The sequence below is a fragment of the Streptomyces chisholmiae genome (assembly GCF_031845445.1).
Taxonomy (GTDB): Bacteria; Actinomycetota; Actinomycetes; order Streptomycetales; family Streptomycetaceae; genus Streptomyces; species Streptomyces chisholmiae.
Genome location: NZ_JAVREO010000205.1, coordinates 1 through 445, shown reverse-complemented (window position 1 = coordinate 445; position 445 = coordinate 1). Strand labels below are relative to the sequence as shown.

Annotated in this window: 1 protein-coding gene; it reads right to left on the bottom strand. The window is 64.0% G+C overall.

The genetic code is table 11. The features are described 5' to 3' along the window. Nucleotides 1-445: sensor domain-containing protein (locus RM844_RS32830; protein WP_311671085.1), on the bottom strand; the 445-nt coding region annotated here is incomplete at both ends.

The window sequence follows — 445 nt, the reverse complement described above, 5'->3', positions numbered from 1 at the left end:
AGTGGGACGCGGTGGTGACGGCGCGCTGTAAGGGCCACGGCGTGATGATGCCGTCTGTCGTCGACACCACCAGGTTGGCCGTCAAGAACCCGTCTGCGCTGTCTGCCTGGATGACGTTGTCGCTGAAAGTAATAGCGTCCATCGGCTGGGTCACCGTGCTGCCCTGACACGATTGCCACCGTGGGGCAGCGTCGCGGTACCAGGCGCTTGCATCGTCTGGTGTGTCCACGTCGATGACGGCGATTGACACCGAGACAGACCGGGCACCGCGGGCATCCTTTGGCGATTCCCAGATACCGGTGGCCACGGCACCTGCCGGAACATGCTGGTACACATAGCGGATTCCCGCGTGGATGAGGGCAGCACATTCAGCGGGCGAGATGTTCTCCGGGTCGCCCCTGAGCACCTCGGTGCCACCGACTTCGATCGGCGAGGTCACCTGCAC